This is a genomic window from Novacetimonas pomaceti (assembly GCF_003207955.1).
GTDB classification, from domain to species: domain Bacteria; phylum Pseudomonadota; class Alphaproteobacteria; order Acetobacterales; family Acetobacteraceae; genus Novacetimonas; species Novacetimonas pomaceti.
Genome location: NZ_NOXG01000014.1, coordinates 1 through 20,820, shown reverse-complemented (window position 1 = coordinate 20,820; position 20,820 = coordinate 1). Strand labels below are relative to the sequence as shown.

Annotated in this window: 19 protein-coding genes and 1 pseudogene; 12 read left to right on the top strand and 8 right to left on the bottom strand. The window is 64.0% G+C overall.

Annotated elements, in window-relative coordinates; translation table 11 throughout:
• The first annotated feature begins 122 nt into the window (after window positions 1–122).
• From CFR71_RS11010 to CFR71_RS10995, 4 genes are all read left to right on the top strand, one after another.
• A complete protein-coding gene (locus tag CFR71_RS11010; RefSeq protein ID WP_110531055.1) occupies window positions 123–1,052 on the top strand; it encodes a DMT family transporter in 930 nt (309 codons plus the stop codon).
• A gap of 160 nt (window positions 1,053–1,212) precedes the next feature.
• Entirely contained in the window at window positions 1,213–1,428 is a 216-nt protein-coding gene (locus CFR71_RS11005; protein WP_110531053.1) for a hypothetical protein, read from the top strand.
• A gap of 65 nt (window positions 1,429–1,493) precedes the next feature.
• Window positions 1,494–2,372 (top strand): alpha/beta fold hydrolase, encoded by an 879-nt coding sequence (locus tag CFR71_RS11000; RefSeq protein ID WP_110531051.1) that lies wholly within the window; start codon window positions 1,494–1,496, stop codon window positions 2,370–2,372.
• Between the two features lie 83 nt (window positions 2,373–2,455).
• Window positions 2,456–2,992, top strand: a complete 537-nt coding sequence (locus CFR71_RS10995; protein ID WP_207781372.1) for a GNAT family N-acetyltransferase — start codon at window positions 2,456–2,458, stop codon at window positions 2,990–2,992.
• Between the two features lie 122 nt (window positions 2,993–3,114).
• Here CFR71_RS10995 and CFR71_RS10990 read toward each other — a convergent pair whose 3' ends face one another.
• The 6 genes from CFR71_RS10990 to CFR71_RS10965 all read right to left on the bottom strand — a co-directional run bounded on the left by CFR71_RS10990 (window position 3,115) and on the right by CFR71_RS10965 (window position 11,546).
• Window positions 3,115–3,558: a hypothetical protein gene (locus CFR71_RS10990; protein ID WP_110531049.1), complete on the bottom strand. Its 444-nt coding sequence runs from the start codon at window positions 3,556–3,558 to the stop codon at window positions 3,115–3,117.
• Window positions 3,559–3,623: 65 nt separating this feature from the next.
• Window positions 3,624–4,619 carry a coiled-coil domain-containing protein gene (locus CFR71_RS10985; RefSeq protein ID WP_110531047.1) on the bottom strand — a complete coding sequence of 332 codons (996 nt, stop codon included), beginning with the start codon at window positions 4,617–4,619 and terminating at the stop codon, window positions 3,624–3,626.
• A gap of 5 nt (window positions 4,620–4,624) precedes the next feature.
• The gene (locus tag CFR71_RS10980) at window positions 4,625–4,903 is read right to left on the bottom strand and encodes a WXG100 family type VII secretion target (RefSeq protein WP_110531045.1); all 279 of its coding nucleotides are present in this window, start codon (window positions 4,901–4,903) and stop codon (window positions 4,625–4,627) included.
• Window positions 4,900–5,181, bottom strand: a complete 282-nt coding sequence (locus tag CFR71_RS10975; RefSeq protein ID WP_110531043.1) for a hypothetical protein — start codon at window positions 5,179–5,181, stop codon at window positions 4,900–4,902. The genes CFR71_RS10980 and CFR71_RS10975 overlap by 4 nt, the downstream gene beginning before the upstream one ends.
• A gap of 2 nt (window positions 5,182–5,183) precedes the next feature.
• A complete protein-coding gene (locus CFR71_RS10970; RefSeq protein WP_110531041.1) occupies window positions 5,184–8,135 on the bottom strand; it encodes an FtsK/SpoIIIE domain-containing protein in 2,952 nt (983 codons plus the stop codon).
• Between the two features lie 72 nt (window positions 8,136–8,207).
• A complete protein-coding gene (locus CFR71_RS10965; protein WP_110531039.1) occupies window positions 8,208–11,546 on the bottom strand; it encodes a tetratricopeptide repeat protein in 3,339 nt (1,112 codons plus the stop codon).
• 277 nt (window positions 11,547–11,823) lie between these two features.
• Here CFR71_RS10965 and CFR71_RS10960 point away from each other — a divergent pair, with 277 nt between their 5' ends.
• From CFR71_RS10960 to sodC, 3 genes are all read left to right on the top strand, one after another.
• On the top strand, window positions 11,824–12,612 hold the full coding sequence (locus CFR71_RS10960) for a hypothetical protein (RefSeq protein WP_110531037.1): 789 nt from the start codon (window positions 11,824–11,826) through the stop codon (window positions 12,610–12,612).
• The gene (locus tag CFR71_RS10955; protein ID WP_110531036.1) at window positions 12,609–13,979 is read left to right on the top strand and encodes a hypothetical protein; all 1,371 of its coding nucleotides are present in this window, start codon (window positions 12,609–12,611) and stop codon (window positions 13,977–13,979) included. The genes CFR71_RS10960 and CFR71_RS10955 overlap by 4 nt, the downstream gene beginning before the upstream one ends.
• A 253-nt stretch (window positions 13,980–14,232) precedes the next feature.
• Entirely contained in the window at window positions 14,233–14,784 is a 552-nt protein-coding gene (gene sodC / locus CFR71_RS10950; RefSeq protein ID WP_110531034.1) for a superoxide dismutase[Cu-Zn], read from the top strand.
• Between the two features lie 284 nt (window positions 14,785–15,068).
• On the opposite strand, the gene CFR71_RS10945 is transcribed toward sodC, so the two are convergent.
• Window positions 15,069–15,473 carry a hypothetical protein gene (locus tag CFR71_RS10945; RefSeq protein WP_133250298.1) on the bottom strand — a complete coding sequence of 135 codons (405 nt, stop codon included), beginning with the start codon at window positions 15,471–15,473 and terminating at the stop codon, window positions 15,069–15,071.
• A gap of 437 nt (window positions 15,474–15,910) precedes the next feature.
• Between CFR71_RS10945 and CFR71_RS10940 the strand changes: the two are divergent.
• The 5 genes and pseudogenes from CFR71_RS10940 to CFR71_RS10920 all read left to right on the top strand — a co-directional run.
• Window positions 15,911–16,282: pseudogene (locus CFR71_RS10940) on the top strand (IS5/IS1182 family transposase); the annotation flags it as partial.
• Between the two features lie 51 nt (window positions 16,283–16,333).
• Entirely contained in the window at window positions 16,334–16,942 is a 609-nt protein-coding gene (locus tag CFR71_RS10935; RefSeq protein ID WP_110531129.1) for an acetate uptake transporter, read from the top strand.
• A 580-nt stretch (window positions 16,943–17,522) separates the two neighbouring features.
• Window positions 17,523–18,068, top strand: a complete 546-nt coding sequence (locus CFR71_RS10930; RefSeq protein WP_110531029.1) for a thioredoxin domain-containing protein — start codon at window positions 17,523–17,525, stop codon at window positions 18,066–18,068.
• Between the two features lie 19 nt (window positions 18,069–18,087).
• Window positions 18,088–18,858: an RBBP9/YdeN family alpha/beta hydrolase gene (locus tag CFR71_RS10925; RefSeq protein ID WP_110531027.1), complete on the top strand. Its 771-nt coding sequence runs from the start codon at window positions 18,088–18,090 to the stop codon at window positions 18,856–18,858.
• 14 nt (window positions 18,859–18,872) lie between these two features.
• A complete protein-coding gene (locus tag CFR71_RS10920; protein WP_110531025.1) occupies window positions 18,873–19,325 on the top strand; it encodes an RrF2 family transcriptional regulator in 453 nt (150 codons plus the stop codon).
• A 91-nt stretch (window positions 19,326–19,416) separates the two neighbouring features.
• Here the strand turns inward: CFR71_RS10920 and mtnK are convergent, their stop codons facing one another.
• Window positions 19,417–20,667, bottom strand: a complete 1,251-nt coding sequence (gene mtnK, locus CFR71_RS10915) for an S-methyl-5-thioribose kinase (protein WP_110531127.1) — start codon at window positions 20,665–20,667, stop codon at window positions 19,417–19,419.
• Window positions 20,668–20,820: the final 153 nt, after the last annotated feature.

Below are 20,820 nucleotides of genomic sequence, written 5' to 3'. Positions count from 1 at the left end.
AAGCGGGCGCGTCATATGAAATCCGGCGCAGAAAACGCATGACTGGATTTACCGACAAGCGCTGGTCTTTGCCCATCGACATCCATATCTGCGCCTGAATAATTTTTTCGTGGGCAGAACGGATGAAGAATACCGGCCTTTCGGCGGGCATGATGCTGGCATTCGCGGCATACGCCTCGTTTTCGATCAGCGACGCCTATTCCAAGCTGCTGGCCGGACGGATCGACCCGTTTGAAGTGGCGTTTTCCGGCGGTGTCTTCGGCCTGCTGCTCATTCCCTTCGTACGCGGGAAAAACGAATCCTACCGCGACCTGTTCGTGATCCGCCAGCCGGTCATGTGGCTGGTGCGCGCGGCCGCGACCTTTGCCGCCACGGCGGCAAGTGTCGAGGCCTTCATGCTTCTGCCCATGCCGGAGGCATTCTCGCTCATTTTCCTCATGCCGTTGTTCGTGACCGTCCTGTCGGTCGTGCTGCTGCGTGAAAAGGTCTCCGCGCTGGGCTGGCTGTCGGTCATCGTGGGCTTTGTCGGCGTGCTGATCGTGCTGCGGCCGGGCCTGCGCGCGCTCCATTTCGGGCATCTGTGCGCGCTGATCTCGGCGGTCGCGAATGCGGTGGGGGTCATTGCCTACCGGATGTCGGGCCACAACACGCCGCGCCTGTCGATGTTCAGTTCCAGCCTGTGCGGTCCCCTGCTGGGCAATGGTATCCTGATGGTGGCGCATGCAGGCTGGCCGCAGGGCGGCACGGTGTGGATATTCCTGTTCGGCTATGGCTTCCTTGCGGCACTGGGGCAGCTGCTCATGATGATGGCCGCGACCCGGTCCACGGCCAGCGCGATCGCCCTGCCGCAATACAGCCAGATGCTGTGGGCCGTGGCCTTCAGCTTCTATGTCTTCCATGAACCGCTGGATGACTGGACCTTTGTGGGCATCGCGGTGATCGTCGCCTCGGGCCTGTTCAAATGGGCCTATCCACGCGTTGCGGCCCGGATCGCGGCCATGCGGCGGCACAGGATGGTCCAGCCGCCATATGATCCGTATCCGCTTGCCTGAGGATACCGACTGGCACAACACACGGGGCAGGCATCTCCGTGACGGCGGACAGGCTCGGGTATTCCGCCTGCCATGCCATCGGCCCGGTTCGTGACATTCGGGCCGGCCTTTCCGGGGGCCGCCCTTTTCCCAAAAAGGCGACGTCCTTTTGAAGCTTTTTATGAAAAGCTTCACCAAAAACTTTCATGATTTCAGTGGATTGTCAGAACTGCCTTTTCAAACAGCCTCTGAAACGGCGTCCGCGTCCGGCGTGGATATCGGGAAAAAATGGATGCCGGCATGTGGCGGACCGGAACCGTTACCGTTCGGGATGGCCATGATGGCATGGGACCAGCCGTCCTGCCGGATATCGCGGCGCGATGGACAGGAAACTTGACAGGCAGGCGGCCCGGGGATTGAGGATAGGGGCCAGCCGTCACCATTCGGGACAGGAAGAATGCCATGCGCCCCCGCACCACGCCGCCGACGGACGGAACCGCCGGGCCATCGGCATCGCTGGCCCACGGCAATATCACGGTAATGGTTGAGGGCGCGGGGCCGGACATCATCCTGATCCCCGGGCTGGCGTCCTCGCGCGATGTATGGGCGGGCCTTGCCGCCAGGTTGCGGGGGGATTACCGCCTTCACCTTGTTCAGGTGGCGGGGTTTGCCGGCACGCCCCCCATGCCCGGCCCGGACCATCAGGTGGCGGCCCCCGTGGCAGAGGCGATTGCCGGGTATATCCGGCGCGAACATGTCGCGGCCCCCATCGTCGTCGGCCATTCGCTGGGGGGCGAGGTGGCGCTGATGCTGGGCGCGCGCCATCCCGATCTGGTCGGCGGGCTGGTGATTGTCGATGCGCTGCCATTTTACAGCCTGCTGTTCGATCCGGCGGCCACCAGCGAAACGGCCCGACCGCAGGCGGCCGGATTCCGCGATGCATTGCTGGCGGCATCCGATACACGGGCGCAGGCCATGCAGGAGGCATCGATCGCCCGCCTTGCCCGGACCGAAAGCGTCCGGCCCGCCCTGGTCGCGGCGGGGCTGGAATCGGATCGCAGGACCGTGGCCGATGCCGCCTATGAACTCATGACCACCGACCTGCGTCCCGAACTGGGCCGCATCACCGCGCCTGTCGCGGTCATTTACGCCTATGACCCTGTCTATGGCGTCGCGGCCCCGCACATCGATGCGGTATTCCAAAATGCCTATGCCACGACACGCAATGTCAGCTTCCGGCGCATCGATGACAGCTTTCACTTTGTCATGCTGGACCAGCCGGAGGCGTTCCTGCGCGCGGTCCTTGATTTTCTGGACCACGGGACGCTGCGGGAAACATGAAAAACTTTCCGGCGGAGCCTTTCTGGATAAAAGGCGGCATCTGGAAACTTTCATCATTTTTGGGACTGCACATGGAGGACGCCTTGCCTGATGACGTGAAGAGCCTGACCGCGACCGACCCGTCGTTCGGCGCCCTCCTCGCGCTGAACAACGATCATGAGACCGAGCTTTCGCGGCTGGATGCGGATCGTTTCAGGCATCTTCTGAAAACGGCTTTCCTCGCCCGGCATATCGGCGGGGCGGCATTCGTGCTGGCGTTCGATCAGGACGCCGGGTACGACAGCCCCAACTTCCTGTGGTTTCGCGAAGGTTTCGACCGCTTCGTCTATATTGACCGGATCGTCGTGTCACCACGCGCGCGCGGGCGCGGTTACGCACGCAGGCTGTACATGGACCTGTTCGCCCATGCCGCGCGCGCCGGGCACAGCCATGTCGTGTGCGAGGTCAACCTCAACCCGCCCAACCCGGCATCCGACGCCTTCCACGCGGCACTGGGTTTCAGGGAGGTCGGATGCGGCGTCATCCATGGCGGGGCGAAGACTGTCCGCTACCTCTGCATGGAAATCGGCGGCCAGTGCGCGGCACCCGACACGGCCGAAAAGATCGCACAAGAAACATAAGAAGTTTTTGGTGAAGCTTTTTGCAAAAAGCTTTGAAAGAACGCCGCCTTTTTAGATGAAAGACAACACCCGAAAACCTTCATCGCTTACTTTTCACCCCTGCTGTCGCAGGCCGCCACCCCTCAGGTACCGGGCATCTGGGCCAGGGCGTCGTTCGCATGCCGGTTGCTGTCGGCCGTCGTGTCCTCCGCCATGCGGGTCGCGGCCTGCAGTTTCGGGACGGTGTCCTGGAACGTGTCGTTGCGTTCCATGATGTTGGCGATCGTCTGGCGGTTCGCCAGGGATTCCTTCCATGCCTCGACCGTCGCGCGTTCCCCGTCATCGTCAAGTTCCACGATCTGCATCAGATGGCGGACGACCTCGTCGCGGCCCTCGATATCCGTGATGACGTATTTCCGGATGGTCTCACGTCCCGCGACATCCTGCCATGTCCCCTGCATTCCCTCCACTTCCTGCTTCCATATCTGTACCGAATGGAACAGGGCCTGAAGGTCGTCATGGGCTTCGCGCGTCCGCCTGCGCAGGAGGTCCAGACTGTCGGGAAGGGTCCCTCTTGTGGTGGTCATGGCATTTTTCCCTGTAGCAGGATTTCTATGACAGGATTTCTGGAGCAGGATTTCTGGGACAGGCTTCAGTTCGCGGCGTTGAAGGCAAGCAGCAGCTGGACCTGTTCCGTCAGCTTGCTGTCCATCATGCGCGCGTACTGGGCATTTTCGTCCCCCACCCTCTGGCAGGTGGCGAACTGCGTCATGGCGCTGTCGCCGCGCGCGGTGGCATGGTTGGCACGCACCATGCACCTTTCGGCCGCGTCCTGCGCCACCTTCGCCAGCGCGTGCATCCGCTCCAGCAGCGGCTGCGTCGCCTCGACCCGTTCGATCGCGTGGGATGCCTCGTTCACCGCGCGTTCGCCAAGGGTGCAGGCCGTCCTGGCGGTATCAAGGGCGCGGCCGGCCTGCGCAACACAGGCGCGGCAGTGGTTTTCATGCGCGATCGCCGCGTTCAGGCGGCCCTGTGCCGCGGACAGGTCCGCGTTCGCCCGCCCCAGGGCCGCGGCGGCGGCATTGCGTTCCCCACTGGCCCGGCCGACGGCCCCCGCATGCGCGGAACAGTCATAGCGGATATGGTTCCCCTCGGAATCGACGTAGTAGGAGCTTTCGCAGCTGCTCAGCCTTGACTGGGCGTCGGCAAGCTCGCTTTCCGCCCGGCTGAGGCTTGCCTCCGCGCTGCGCACCCGGGCCTCGGCCGCCGTGACGTCGTTCTGTGCCGCGATCCGGACGGAGGTGGCGCTGCTCAGGCGGTCCTCCCACAGGTCCAGCCGGTTCTGCGTCGCCTGACGCGCATCGAGGGCGTTGCCAAGCTGCACGGTGGCACGGCCATGGGCGGCCTTTGCCCCGGAACGCTGGCGTTCCAGCGTGGTGGCGCAGGCCTCGACCTGCGTGCGCGCGACGCGCGTCGCCTCGGCAACGCGCCGGGCCTCCCGCACGGCCTTTTCGGCCTCGTCACGCAGGCATGCCTGCGTCCGGCCGAACGTCGCGATGGCGCCAAGCGTCCTTTGCTGCGGCAGGACGTGGTTCTGCAGGATGGATTCCAGCAGAAGGACCAGGACGCGCGGATCACTCGATTCCATCGCGCTCAGGCCCCGCCCGGGGTATCAAGCTGCCGCAGGTATTCCAGGCGCTCCTTCAGCTTGTGCTGGATCAGGTTCATCATCGCGCTGCATTCCTGCATCTTTCGCATGCTGCCCCCGAACATGGTGGCGAACTGTTCCGCCCCGTTGCCGTGATACACCATCGAAAGCGCGCGCCAGCTGCGTTCCAGCTCGCCAAAGGACTGTTCCATCGCGCCATTGTTGCGCGACAGCGCGGTGATGTACCCCTCCAGCGCGGAGACCAGCTGCGTCGTATCGGTCATCGTCCACTCTCCAGGAACTGGCGCAGGATATGGCGTTTCTGGTTGATGAACCCCAGATAGGCCGGCGCGTCGCCCTGGCTCCATTTCATCAGCGCGTCGCTCAGCTCTTCCCACGACCGGTTATAGGCCACGGCGCTGCGGTCATTGCCCCACGCCGCCATCGCCTGTTCGTGCTGCCGCGTCAGGTCAACCAGCGAACGGGCCAGGACCTCGCTGAACTCCGCCAGCTTCTGTTCGAAATCGCCCATCTGCACGTATGTGTCGTCCAGGGATGACATGCCTATTCTCCAAACACCGTAACAACGGTTTCCTTGCCCGACCGGCCCAGCAGGATGGCGGTCGTATCCCTGTCCTTGCCGGGGCGGTTGCCGCCGCCCGCGCGCGACAGCGGCTGGATCAGCCGCAGCGCCGCGCGCAGGTCGTCGTCAACCCGTTCGACCAGCACCCAGCGGAACAGCTGCGACAGGCCACCGCCCACCGTCTCGTTCACGACCACCTTGTACAGCCGCTGCAGCGAACTGGTGAAGATGATGGTGTGCTGCCCCATGTCCGGCCCCTGCTTGAGGCGTTCCATCAGCGGGAAAGTGCTGAAACGCGCCGTCTCCGGCGGTCCGACCAGCAGCGGGGACGCGCGTTCGGGATCGATGAGGATCAGGATGTCGGCCGTCCCCGGCGGCGCCACGGCACCGATCAGGCCGACCGCGTCGTCGGGACTGGTCGAAACCGTGATGTTCGCGGGCCGCGGCAGCCCCGCCGCGGCAAGGCCGGCCGCAATCGCGTCGCCGTAATCGAAATCGTCGGGCACCAGCTTCGCCGGGGCGAGGTTGAGGATGCGCACCGATCCCACCACGTCGGGCGACAGCGCGGCGAGCGAGGCGACAACCGTCGCCACCACGTCCATCTGCAGCCGCGCGGCCTTCATCTCCATCACGCACAGCAGGTTTTCGCCCCCCTCGTGCGACAGGGGCACGCAGGCCTGTCCGTTCAGGGTGGAATCACGGCCCAGCATCAGCGGCACCGGCAGGAAGCGCGAATCGATGCCCAGTTCCTGCAGCCCCCCGGCGGCGGCGGGCCTGCCGCCCATTTCCAGCAACTGCGTCAGCCTGATCGCGCCATGCGTGCGCAGCGCCTCACGCACCAGGAAGTTCTGCTTCAGCCCCGGACGGACCTGCCCGGTCAGCACCTGCGTCGTCGGCCATGCCGCGCGCTTTTCGGCGGGCCATTTCTGCGCCATCGCCTCGAACCGCGCGAACAGGGGCGCAAGGCGCACCGCCGCCTTTTCACGTTCCGACGGCGTCGTGCGCTGCGCCGGCGGACGCCCGTCCAGCACACCGACCTTGCCCGCATGGTTGAAGCCGTCCGCGCCGCCATGGTCGTTGATCAGGATCCGCCCCGATTCCTGCAGGCCGCGCAGGACCTGCCGGCCCTCGGTCCCGAATTCGAACATCGAATCAACCTCGTCGGCCGCCATCTGCAGCGACATGCGCAGGGTGATCATGCTCATGATATGCTGCGAGCGCGACATGCCCGAAGGCACCATCTTCTGCGAGCTCAGCAGCACATGCACGCCCGCGGCGCGCCCCTTGCTGACGATTTCCTTGAGGTGGTTCGCAGCCTCGTCCTGGCTCTGTTCCTCGTCGAACAGGGTCTGGTACTCGTCGATCACGATCAGGATGCGCGGCGCGGGACCGCGCGGCTGGCCCGCCGCGTGATACTGCTGCAGGTCGCTGAACTCCCCCTTGCCGTCGTCGCGGTCAAGGAACAGGTCGTACCGCCGGTCCATTTCCCCACGCATGTTGCGCAGGAAGCCGATCATGGCCCCCGGCACCGCGTTCGAGGCGATGACCGCCGCGTGCGGCAGCTTCGCATAGGCCTGGAATTCCACCCCGCCCTTGAGGTCGAGCAGGTGGAACTGCAGTTCCTCCGGCGGGTAGCGCATCGCAAGGCCCATGATGATGAGCGCCAGCACGTTGGACTTGCCCGAACCCGGTATGCCCGACAGCACGCCCGCCGTGATGGAGCGGGTGCTGCGCCCGCCGGTTTCCTGCCCGAACAGGACGCCAAGCCCGTCGTCGCTGTCGGTAAGGGAGGTGCCGACGCATTCCTGCGACGTCTTCGTCCACCACCTGTCGGGAATGACCTTCAGCTCGCTGTCCACCATGGCGCTGGCAAGCCGGCTGAGGATATGCCTGTGCAGGGCCTCGTCCGGCGGACGGTCCACGCATCCGGCGTCGCATTCGCGCAGGTCGATCACGTGGGCGTCGTCCATGATGGCCTTCAGGTCGAACCCGTGCGGCAGGGCCTTGTCCATGTTGACATGCAAAAGCAGGTAACGCCCCGCAAGCGGCCCCGTGCGCGCAAGGTCCGTCAGCTGCGTCGTCATGGGATTGTACTTGGCCGTATCGCCCATATCCAGCGCGCAGACGACCTCATACCCGCCGGCATCCTTCTGGTCGCGGCGGTCCCATTTGTGGAAATCCTGCGCCCGCGTGCCATCGAGCATCGTGGCCGTCACCTTCGCCAGCCTGTCCATGACAAGGCCCAGCGTTTCCGCCGGGACGGCGTTGTTGGCCGGCAGGTGCGACGGCAGCAGCCCCTGCTGCGGGAAGGTGGTGCCCCCGCCATTGGGGTCCAGCAGGACAAAGCGCACGTCATTGCCCATCATGCACGCAAGGCGCAGCACCAGCGCGCGAATCAGCCCGATTGCGGTCTCCCTCGTCCTGTCGTCCGACAGGATCACCCATGACCTGCGCCCCCCGATCAGCGGGAGGTAGCGGATGGCGCCATACGGATCCGCATCGCGGCCCCAGCGCAGCAGGCAGCCATCCTGATCCGCGCGGGTCAGCCCGACATGTTCCCCCTGCTTGAGCCATTGCACCCACGCGGGCGCCCATTCGGCATGCAGCCCGGCGCAGTCATCCGAAAGGAACGAGGCGTTGAGGTGAAAGACCTCCGGCGCATAGAGCGCCCGGCGCACCGCGGTCCCCTCCGGCCCGACACTGAGTTCGCACACCCCGGCCGACTGCTCGCGGCCGGGCCTGGCCCGTGTCGCGTATTCGGCGCGCCACGCGGCGTCGAGGGCCAGCGCGTCGTCGATCGCGACGGGCCGCACCAGCGGGCGCGCGGGCCGGCCGGCGGATGGCGCGGCAGACGGCGCGGCCTCCGGCGCGGGGGCGTCGGGGGCGGGGGTCAGGCCCAGAAGGTCGTCGAGGTCCGATGCGGTTCCACTCATGAAACGGGTTCTCCGCCTTGGGATTGAAAGGATGTCATGGAAACGGGACAGCAGGTCATGCGCGTCAGCCCGTCAGCTTTTTCGCGGGAAGGGCATCAGGACGCCGCTGAACATCGCAATATCGTTCTTTGTGTCCAACGTGTCAGGCTGGAACGGCACGAAGAAGAACGGCAGCGTGCCACCATGGAAATACTTCTGGATATGGGGAAAGAAGATGCCGGTGGGATCGGCGCCATACAGCCGGTATGTTTCGTGAGGGGACCAGTGATCCGGAATTTGCTTGTACTCCTCGTACATGGCTACGGCGTCGCGGGCCTTGAGGTCGCCAAAAGTGGTGTAATCGCCCCACGTGTTGTTGGCCGCCTTGCGCATGAGTTCATCGGCCTTCCTGGTGTTGCTGAACAGCGGGCCCAGAAGGCCCTTTTTCTGGCCGCCCAGGTACATCGCCTCCCCGAAATATCCCCAGTGACCGGGCACTTTCTGCAGCTCCTGGAACAGGCCTAGCGCGTTGCGGTAATTGCGGGGCGCCCCGATCCCAAGGCAGTGGCAGTACGCCAGCCGCAACATACCCCACTCATTGCCGCACCTGGCGGCCTGATCGGCCCAGAAAAACGCTTTCCCCGCATTCGACAGCGGGTTCTTGTCATGGACATTATGGGCAAAGGACAGGAACTGCATCGCGCGTACATTCCCGTCACGCGCGAGCTTTTCCAGCCATTCCATGGCGCTGTCGCGCAATTTCCCGTCCATGTAATTCCCACAGGCATACCGCAGGCACATCAACGTATCGGTGCGAACGCCGCCGCCCGCCGCGACCGACTTCTCGGCATAGGTCGTGGCCAGCTGCGTCAGGATGGGACGCGCATGCTGCGGAAACCAGATGATATTTTTGGGGGTATCGTGCTTGAGGCCCGCATAAAGATCCAGAATGCCGCCACGGCAGCTGATGCGGGAAAGGGCCAACAGGCAGACACTGACGATTTTTTCAGGCGTGAGGACGCCTGCATCCACCAGACGGGGCAGGCATTCGATGGCCTCGCGCATGTACTGATCGGCTGCCTTGTCCTTTTCCCCCGGCCAGACATTCTCGAACATCCATGCCTGCGCCTTCAGGCTTCCCGCGCGGGAGGCCGCCCTGTAGCGGGCGACGGTGGTGGCGTCGCGGGCATCGCCGCCGCCTGCCAGCGCGATGGCCTCAAGTCCCGCGACATCATTGGCATCCGGCGTCCCGATCAGTTCCATGCCACGTTTTATGTCACGCGGCATCATTTCCCCACGCAGGAGCAGCTCGCCCAGAAGCCGGCGTGCGACCGGAGATCCCTCCTCGCACCGTGATCCCTTTGCAGCCCATAGTTCCAGTGTATAGCGCGCCGCGTTATGCACGACGGTGACCACCTGCGGGTCCAGCTTCGCGCGCCGCGCCCATTTCACGAAACGCAGGCTGAAATCGAGGTCCCTCTTATAATCCCCCGCCCACCGGCAATAGATCTCCACCTGCGTGCGCAGGCTGTCCTTGCGCTTCGCGTCGGTCGCCTGGAGGTAGAGCTGCCATGTCAGGGCGAACGCCTCTTCCTGCGCCGCGACGACGCGCGGAAGGTCGAAGTAAAAGTAATCGTGCCGGCGCATCGTCGCTTCCGGCAGGTACAGGCTCTGGCGCAGCGCCTCGGCCCGGGCGGGGTCCGTCGCCCCCGAGCGCGGATCGAAAAGGATTTTGATCAGTTCCACGCGGGCGGGGATGTTGCCCTGTTCCGTGGCCTTTTCATACCATTCGGTGGCGGCGGGCAGGTTACGCTGCACGCCCGTCCCGTCACGCAGGCAGTCGGCATAGCGCAACATCGCGGAGGCACGTCCCAGCAGGGCGGCCTTCTCGTACATCTGCGCGGCCCCTGGCAGGTCGACCTCGTACGGGGTGATCCCCGACAGGCTCCCCCACCGTGGCCGGGGGGCGGAGGCCAGCACGCCACGCATTTCCAGCACATAGGCGTAATTGCGCCTGAAATCCTCCGCCGTCGTCCGGGCGACATTGCGAATCAGGTCGTCCCCGCCCCTGTCTATCTGGTCGCATATGGACAGCAGGCCTTCAAAAAACTCCTTACACTTCGACCTGCTTTCCGGGTTGTCCGTCCGCAGCATAGAGTCGACGCAGTAATCAGCCCTGCCCGTGGTGATGACCTTTGTCCGGCTTGCCTTTTCCAGCCATTCGCGCAGGTATTTGTACTCAGACTGCGCCCGTGGGCCGGGGTAACGCAGCACGTAATTGCCTACGGCGGCCATGGCGGCCGCATTCCCCTGCTCCGCCGCCGCTTTGTAACAGGACCACGGGGCTTTGTTCTGTTCCGTCGGGAAGATCATCGCAATGTCGCCGAGCAGCTTGATCGCCGCACTCTGCAGGGCCAGGGGTGCATGAACCTCGTCGCGCGTGACCCCTTTTCCCTCCTTGATAAGGCTGTTTACGATCCTCTCGCTCTCGTTTTTGCGGGCCTCGTGCTCGGCGGCGCTCAGCAGGGGGCCGCGCGGCATCTGCGCCAGGTCCAGCCGCGCAAGGGCGTATTCGCACCACAGGTCGCCGCATGCCACACCTATGTCCAGCCACTTGCGGGTTGCGGCCAGGTCATTCACGGACTGCGCCGCCATCGCGGCGATCTGCGCCAGGCGCCCCCGCAGGAAAGGCGGCGCGGCGGTCATCCGGGCGCCCATGTCGTCCAGAACCTCGGGCATCGTCGTGGGCCATGTGTTAGCGTTGAACGCGCGGGCCATCATGGCGGTCATGGCATAGAAATCGCCCTTGACGACCGCCGCCAGCAGCCAGTCCATCAGGTCCGGCTGCTCGTAATCGCCAAGCCTGGGCGTGGCATAGGCGCCATATTCGACACTGAACAGCTTGGGATAGCCCATGAGGTCCGAAAGCAGGGCCGCAGCGCCGGGCACGCCCTTTCGCGCGCAGTTTTCGAGCCACGCGACGTCGGGGATGGTGGAACTGTCCGCGCGCGCCGCCGCGATGACGGCGGCGGTGGCGTCGTCATCATCGCAATTGACCATGTCGAAATACGACGACAGCAGCCCGTCGGTGGTCGCGGGCCGCCACAGGCGTTCGGGATCGAAGGGCAGTTCGTCCAGCCCGATTCCTTCCGCCTCGGCCGCCCTGGTGTAACAGATGACCGCCCGTTCATAGAACTGCGCCGTGGCGGGCCGCGCCTCCCCGCCCAGGGCGCACCAGTCGCCCAGCGCGACCAGCCCCTCGGCCGATCCCTGCTTGGCCGCGGCGGCGCACCACCTGTAAATCGCCCGGCGATAGGCGACGGGATCTGCGGGATCGACGCCCTGCGTGCGCGCCGAATGGATACGGGCCATCACCATGATGGAGGACAGGTCGCCCTCTTCCGCCTGCCTGCGCAGCTGTGTGGTATCCACTCGGCCCTATCCCCCGCGTACGATTTAATTTAACCGACCGGTTTATAGCAGGGTGACAAGTTATGCGTCGATACGATATCTGAAACAAATACAGGGCGGGCGGTTAAGGTCTCATGACAATGTTTCGTGGTGGTGGAAACGCGCCCTGGAACGCGATTTGGAAGAACGCGCCCTGTCGCGATGAAACGGAAACCCTGCGGATGACATTACCGACATGACGACTTCGGATTTTTCATTTAATTCATTTTCGACATCTGGTTATTCATTACTGAAGCATATGTTTTCGACCGGGCGCCGCCCGTTTCTTTTCGGGGCGGGCGTCATGGCGTGCATCGCGCTGTCATCGACCGCCCGCGCGCAGGTGGTGCCGCCCGACACCCCGCGCGAAAGCCTGATGTACGAAGGCAGCCAGATCGCGCTGGAAACCGATGCGCATGGCCACGATTACATGGCGGTCGTGGGCCATGACGCCAGGGCGCCGCTGGACATCCACGATACCTTTGTCCTGGAGGCCGCACAGCTGCAGAACGAGACCGTCATGATCCTGCGCGGGCGCGACAGCACATGCGACCGCCGTTACGCGGTCGTCTCGCTGTGGGGTGGCAGGAACATGCGCGTCAACATGCTGGAAGGTCCGTGCCAGCCGACATTATGGTTCGCTCCGATCTATACGGGGATGGTCATCTTTCATGCCCCCATCGGCAAGAGCCTGACCTACGTTTACCAGAACAACACGGTACGCTCCTACGTCGTGTCGCCGATGTTCCGGCGGATCAGGGAGCGCCCGACCATCCTGCCCGTCATCCGCGCGGACCAGTCCGCATCCATGACCCTGGACAACAACGACGCCAGGGCGAAGATAGACCAGAGGGCGCTTGACGACAGGCTGCTGGCCGAGGCCACGGCGGCGAGGAAAGCCGCCGCGAGGTCAGCGTCGTCGTCCCCCGCCGCCCCTGTCGCCCCGGCCCGGCCGGCGCCGGTCCACATGAAGAAAATACAGGTCGGCAGCACGCATGCCGATGAAACCGATACGTCCAAGGACGTCAGCCTGGACCTGACGAAGTGAAGATACCGTTCATCAACTTTTCCAACGCCACCAGCCCGCGTGACTATGCCCCGGTCATGCTGGGCCTGACGGTGGGCTACCTCACAATCGAACTCGGGTTCAATGCCCGGCTGCTCGACATCACGGGCGGTATCGCAACGCGGCACGACATCACCGCGATCGAACATTATGGCCGCCTGATTTCGGGGGTGGCGCTGACGATCGCGATATGGGGGCCGATCCTGCGCCTGTCCAACGAAACCTACCAGCGCGGGCGCTGGGTGCTGCTGCTGCTGATCTGCAGCGCCATGGCGCTGATGCCCGCGGCCTATTACGGGGAAAAGGCGCTGGTGGAAAAGATCGTCGATCATTCCACCGGGGAACAGCGGCGCAACGCGCTTTTGCTGCAGTACGTCAACCGCGACCTCATCAGCGGGCTTATCAAGGCGGAGGCGATCAGGCTTGACGACCATGCCCGCCATTCCCCGTCGGGCAAGGCGTTCCTGTCGATCCTGCCACTGATGGGCATGTCGGTACAGCATGTCGACCAGAAGGTCCTCGACGACGTGAAGCAGGTGATGGCGCGGTCCGTGCGGAATGATACCGGCGGTTCGGACGGGTACGTCTACAACCACGGCTATGCCACCGTGCAGCAGGAAATACAGAAGGAATACAACGTCTATACCGACCTGTCCTATGCCTATGCCCGCAGCAGCCAGTCGGGACTTGCGCGGATGACCTATGAAAACGCGCTCAGGCGGCTGACGCACCATCGGGGTTTCATCCCGCCGCAGCTCGACTTCCACGCCTTTGCCCAGCAGCCGTCCATTGTGGCACAGCTGCGCGAGGCGCTGAATATCCCCGATGACATTGCCGTCAATGCCGACATGACGCCCGATGAATACACGACGCACGTGCGCGACGTCATGGTGGGCCGCGAAGTGGACAGGAAGATCCGGGAGCTGGATTACGCCCCCGACACCTTCCTTGACGGGAAGGCACACGCCCATATCGGCCGCGAGGCGATGGAGGCGGTGATCGCCCCGGCCCTCGCCCTCGTCTTTTCCGCCATCGGGGCGCTGGTGCATATGTACAAAAGCATGTTCTACGCGCTTTATACCGTGGGAATGCAGCCAAGGCCGGTCCACATCATCGTGGCGGGCGTGCTGTTCGTGTGCGTCACGACCATCTGGCTGTCGTCCAATGACGTCACCAGTTCCGCGCTGTTCCAGTACCTGGCCCAGCAGATGCGACAATCCGGCGGGATCAGTGGCGGGCTGGCCTGCGGCGCGATCCGGTGGATGATCCAGGCGCAGTCCTATTTCTATCCCATCAGCGAAATGATCTGCAGCACCACCGGCTGTACCTTTGGCACGACGGGCATGTAACGCCCTGCCCCCTTAAGACCGATACAGGAAACGGCATCGCCTGCAACATGGCGGTGCCGTTTTTCGTTGCGGGTGGCCCCGCCCTCACAAAGAGTTGGATTCCGGTTCCCCGCGCATGGGCCGAAACTGCATGCCGTCACACGCCGCGCGGGTCATGGCAGGCGGAACCTCCGGACGAACGGCCGTGCGTCGCACCATAACCCTGCCGTCCCGTGCCCCCACGACATCGCGCCTTCGTCGAAAGGAAATCCCCATGCCCACACGACGTTCCCGGCTTTGCGGCCCTCTCTCCCTTGGCCTGCTTTCCCTTGCCTGCGGTTACGCGGCTTTCGCCACCCCTGCCCATGCGGCCGATACGGCATCGGGCAGCCTGATGGGCACGGACGGCACGGCGCGGGGGTCGATCCATGTGACGGCAGCGCCCAAGGGGGTGCTGCTGCGTATCGAGGCCACGGGGCTGATCCCCGGATGGCACGGCGTGCATTTCCATGAAAAGGGCACCTGCGGGCCGCCGAAATTCACCGACGCGGGCGCGCATGTCCATGCCACGACGCCGGTGGTCCATGGCCTGCTGAACGCCAACGCGAACGACGCGGGGGACCTGCCCAACATCTTCGTCGGACAGGACGGCAACGCGACGGTCGAACTGTATTCGACGCTGGTGACCCTTAACGGCACGGACGGCCATCCGGGACTGCTGGATTCCGACGGATCGGCCCTTGTCATCCACGCCAGTCCCGACGATTACCGCACGCAGCCGATTGGCGGGGCGGGCGATCGCGTGGCCTGCGCCGTCATTCATTGATGGGGGGCCGCCGGCAAAGGCAATGAAAGTTTCCGGGTTCCGCCTTTTTTCAAAAAGGCGGCGTTCTTTCGAAGCTTTCTGAAAACTGCTGTGATCGTGACAGCAACAGGATGTTCCGCATCGCGGGAAAGCCCCGGCGGGAAAATATGCGGTTGACGCCTCTTTTTTTCGGGAGGGGCCACACATCATGTCGCATGGGGGTGTCGCGTGTCCTCAGGGGCGTTGCCCCTGAAACCCCACCAAAGGGTATTACCCTTTGGAAACCGGGGCTTTACCGACACAGGTCAGGGGTTGCGGCTTTTCCATGCCATGATGGCCAGTTCCAGTTCACAGCAGCTTTCGTGCGACCGACTGTCCACGTTTTCTTCATCCAGATACGTGTTGAACCCGAAGCAGAAGACGTTTTCCGCATGGTTGCGCGCCTTATCGACATCCCCGCCCTGTTGCGCAATATGGGCAAGGAACTTCTGGACGGTTATGCTCCCGGCTTCCGCCGCCCTGTCATAGACACTGGGCGGGGGTCTGGTGCCCTTCCCGGTCGCGACATCATCCACCAGCGCACGAAGCATGTCCATGGCCTGGGCCGTCGATCCTGCCGGGGGGATGTCTGTCGCCGGATTGCTGGTGATTTCCTGCCTTTCGCAGGCATCGGCAGTCACGTGGGGCGTCGACTGATGGATTTCATGCATGTCGGGCCGTTCATCCTGACGCGGCGCAGGCTCCCGGCTTCGCGTGTCATCTGCCTGCATTTCCCTTTTCACCGGGGAAGTTCCCAACATGATACAGATGATATCCGTGATGAGCAGCAGGCCACCTGTGACATGGCTGCCCGTGCCAATCAGGTGGATTGAATAAACGCCGACCAGCACGCTGAGTATGGGTAACATGGTGTAGGATCGTAATTCCGATGCGGCACAGGTCCGGAACGGTGGCGTCTTCCCCAGAATGGCCCGCAAGAAAATTCTGGCTGTTCCTGTCTGTGTCGTTCACGAACAGAAAGTAATTGCCGCTCTTGTTCCTGGCGACGTTACCCCACAATACCCTGTCGGTCTACCCTGCGCGAAGGGCAGGGTTCCAGTTGATGCCTGGGGCTGGGGCCTGTCGGGCCGGGGTATCCTGTGAAGGGATGAGGTTGCAAGGTGGTGTGATAAACCGCTTCATCCCGTGCCCGGTCTCAGCCGTATCTTCTGCCGCCTGATCCGAAGGCGTGGCTTCCGGCTGGCGATATGGCGCATTTCGTTGCAGCTGCCGTTGAGCCGGTTCCGATGAATGTGTTTTCCGCGCCGGTGCGCACGGGTGGCAAGGCGCAGTATCATCCGCGCCTGATGCCCGCGCTTCTGACCGTCAGCCATGCAAGCGGGATTTTTTCCTTACGCCGGATCGGGCAGGTGACATGTCGCACATCGGCATATGCTTCGTGGCGGCAAACCTGCATCCGGATCACGACACGATTGCCGCTTTCCGGCGGACAAACCGACAGGCTGTTAAGCCATATTTTAATATGCCGCGCCCCGCCGCCCGTGACATGTTTTGTCATGATTTATCCGCCATGGAATGGAATCGCGGCATGACCCACAATTCGGCAAAAGCAGATCCCGCCCCGCTGGGGCTGATGGGGTTTGGCATGACGACCGTCCTGCTCAACCTGCATAACGCGCATCTTGTCCCGATGGGAGGCGCCATCCTTGCGATGGGGCTGGTGTTCGGGGGCGCGACGCAGTTTGTCGCCGGGCTGCTGGAATACGCCAACGGCAATACGTTCGGCTTGACGGCGTTCATGTCGTATGGCGCGTTCTGGCTGTCGCTTGTCGTGCTGCTGTTCCTGCCGCAATGGGGGCTGGCGCCGGCGTCATCGCCCGCCCTGATGGGGGGTTACCTGCTGATGTGGGGCCTGTTCACCGCCATCATGACGGTCGGTACGCTGCGGGCATCGCGGATGCACCAGGTGGTGTTCACCAGCCTGACGGTGCTGTTTGTGCTGCTTGGCGCTGCCGAGATCCTCGAACAGCCGGTGCTGACGCTCATCGCGGGGTATGAAGGAATGTTCTGCGGATTCAGCGCCATCTACCTCGCGGCGGTGGAACTGCTTGCGAGGCAGGTCGGCCACGCGGTCGCGCCTGTTGACGCGCCCACCATGCCGATCGAGGTCCCCGCCTGAAGAATGCCCGCCTTCCTCCAATACCCCCTGCAATCGCAATAAAAGTTTTTGGTGAAGCTTTTTGCAAAAAGCTTCGAAGAACGCCGCCTTTTTAGATAAAAGGCGGCACCCGAAAACTTTCATGACTTTTAGACGCCCCCGGACGTCACCCCACGCCGGGGCAGCCTGCGTTATCGTCCGGGCCGTACTGGACAAAGCACGCCCCCGAACGGGCTGATGGCCCCCTTTCATGTCGCGGCATGGACGGCGGCCCCATTAATCACTATTTCATATTGTGAAATATGCCTCCTTCCGTCCCGGCCCGGAACGAAGGGAGGCGCATATGGAAAAATTGCCGTATGCCCGCCATTCATGCAGGATTCCGGGTGGGCATCCGCGCGCCGTCCATCCCCATGAGGGAACGATGGTTCCCTGCGAATCCGGCCACCCTGCCGGGGAAATCCCAAAAAAACACACAACGACAGATTGATAATTTCAATAAACGTTTTTTGTTGTGGTTTTCTTGACTGCGCATGATCGATGTGATTTCATACAGGAAGACGGAAGCCCTCCCATGACGGGACGGACAGGGCGCCGCGCAATGAAACAGGATTTGCGGGGGGAACAGGCGATGGCATTATTCGCCGGGCACAGGGCGCCGGATTTCACGGCGCGGACCACCATCGGCCGCATCCGTTTTCACGAATGGCTGGGCCGGTCATGGGGCATGCTGGTGACGCATCCCGGTGATTTCCACCCCATGACGTTCCCCCACGGCCATTTTGACCGTTCGGTAAAAATCCTTTGCCTGCCCCACCATGGCGGGGCGGATGGTGGCGCCTGCCCTGCCCCCGTCCTGCCGCCGGGCGGCGTCGCGGTATGCGATCCGGGCGACGGGGCGGCGATAGCGCGGCTGTATTCGGGGGCGGAGTTCGAAGACACGCCCGCCCCCGACATGGTGGCGGAACATGTCGTTTTCCTGATCGCGCCGGACAGGACGATCCGCACCACCCTGTCCCATCCGCCCGCGCAATCGCGTGCTGGCAACAGGGATTTCCGCGAGGCGCTGCACCTGCTTGACACGTTGCGGGCCGCGGCCGGGCCGGGGGTGGCGCCATCCGCCTCGCCGCGCCGGGCGGCGGCATAGGCAACGGTGGAGGATACCCATGACGCTGGATCCCTCTGTACCGGAAATACTTCCCACGACGCCATCCCCCGATGCATCGCCATCGGGCGGGGCCGCTTTTTCCACGACGGGGACGACGCACGACGTCGCGGCGTCGGTACGCCACCTGCGCGGGCTGCTGGCGCCCTATGACCTTGTGATCGTGCCGGGGCTGCATGATTCCGGCCCGCGCCACTGGCAGTCGCACTGGCACGCGCTGCTGCCGTCGCGGCGCGTCCGGCAGGCGGACTGGGACCAGCCGCGCTGGGACATGTGGGTGACCGGGCTGGAACGGACGCTGGCCCATTGCCACAGGCCGGTCGTTTTCGTGGCCCACAGCCTTGGCGCGGTCCTTGTCGCGCGATGGGGACAGCAGCAGACGCGCGTGCGCGTGGCCGGCGCGCTGCTGGTCGCGCCCGCCGACCTGCGCGGCCCGCGCGCGCAACAGGTGCCCGCCCTGCGCGATTTCGCGTTCCCGTCGCCATCGCCCCTGCCCTTTCCCGCACGCATCATCGCCAGCACCGATGACGAATGGCTGTCGCCGCACCGCGCCGGGACGTTCGCCGCCGCATGGGGCGCGCCGCTGATCGGGGCGGGGCGGCTGGGGCATATCGGCAATATGTCGCCGCTCGGCGCGTGGGCGCAGGGGCTGGACTGGTTCAGGGATTTCCTGGCGACGCTTCCGCCGCCGGGCGATGCCTCCCTGGGTGACGCGCGTCCGGGGGGCATCGCCCTGGACGACATCGCCCCGCGCGCGCGGCATCACGCATAACAGGGACATATCGCATGCAGGGCATCCGCGACCGCACGGTAACGGCGATTTACATCATGCTCGACGTCGCCTTTCACGGCACGCACGGCAACACCGTCAGCGCCACCGAAATCGCGCGGCGTTCGGGCATGGCGCGACGCGGGATCGAACCCGTGCTGCAGGAACTGTCGCGCTCGGGGCTGCTGTCGGGGGTGCGCGGGCCACGAGGCGGATACAGGCTGGGCCATCCGGCGCGCGAAATCCTGCTGTCGGACATCCACCATGCCATGCGGTGCGATGACAGCCGCCCCGACAGACGCAACGGGCCGCTGTTCAATGCCGCGATCCGCCCGTTCCTTGACCGGATGGGGGAATTCCTGGACCACGAATACCGCAAGATCACGCTTGACGAACTGGTACGCCAGGCCGAAAGCAACGGCCTGTCCCGCCCGAAGGCGGAGGCACCCGTTGCCACATTTTCCATCTGATCGGGCATAACAGAAGTTTCCGGGCGCTGTCTTTTCTTAAAAATGCAGCGTATTTCGAAGATTTTTGAAAAAAGCTTCACCAAAAACTTTCTTACGATGACAGGTTGTCCTGCGCCAGTCCGCCAAAGGCCGCCGCCACGCTGTCATGCCGCCCATGATCGCGCAGCAGCCCGAAGGCAAAACGCAGGGCGGCCTCCCGCCGGGTCGTGCGTTCGTCCGGCCGCGCGATCACGTCGAAATCCGCCGTATGGGCGTATCCGATGATGCGGCGGATGATTTCCATCGCGGCATAGCCCACAAGGTCGTCCAACACCCCGTCCATGAACGCCACGCGCCCCGGCGACATGGCGGTGGCCCCATCGGGGGTGAAAAAGGCGCAGGGACCCCGCGTATCGGACGGGGTTGGCCGCGCATCGGCCCACAGGCGGGTGAACTCGTCGACGAAACGGTCGCGAAAGCGGATGATATCGCGCACGCAGCGCCGCCCGGCATCGGGCGACAGGTCGGCAAAGCGGCGCAGGACAAGGTTGCCCACGAACATCCCGCAATCGAACCCGATGGGGCCATAGATCGCGAATTCCCCGTCGATCACCCGCGTATCGGTCGCACTCGCCATGATGGATCCGGTATGCAGGTCCCCATGCAGCAGCGCCTGCGGGCAGGTCAGGAAACGCAGCCGCAGCCCGTCCACCGCCCGCCGCACGGCGGCGCAGGCGCGTATGTCCGCCACGACCGCGTTCAGGCGCGGATCGTCCCAGTGGTTGCGGGGATGATCGTGATACGGGTCATCCATCACAAGGTCCAGCGTGATGCGCCGCAGCGTCTGGTTGCGGGCATACAGCGCCTGCCGGTCGAACACGCGTTCGAACGGTTCGCACAGGACCGACGTCCCGAACGTCGCGCGCGCAACAAAGGTGGCGATGTCGGGCGCCACCCGGGGCCAGTCCACCCCCGCCATCAGGGCATGGCGGTACACCTGGTGGCCCGACAGGCTTTCGACGATCAGGACAAACAGGTCCGGGTCGAAATGCAGGCATTGCGTCGTCAGGCCGGGGACAAGGGGAAAGACATCGCGCAGGTACGAGGCCTCGTAAAACGTGCGGTCCAGCGGCATTTTCCACGACGGATCGACCCGCACGTAAGGCAGCGACTGTTTCAGGCACACCCCGCCTGCCGGTCCGTGGTTCAGGAAGACATTGTTGAGGTTGCCGTCACTGACCTCCACAACGCGCCACTGCGTCGCCGTCCCGCCCAGCCGCGCGGCAATGTGCGGCAGGCCCGACAGCAGGGCGCGGATGCCCGCGATGTCCAGCGTGCGATATTGCGTTGCACCTGCCTTCATGACCCCCACCTGTCTTTCCCCCTGTTTTCCCGTGCCGCCCATCCGGCGCGGCGACGACGCGGATTTCTCACACTTGAGGCAATTTCGGGTCATTTTGTAGAATTCAGTCATCCCACAGGAGCCCGATCTGGAATATTGACGATATTCTGCTTC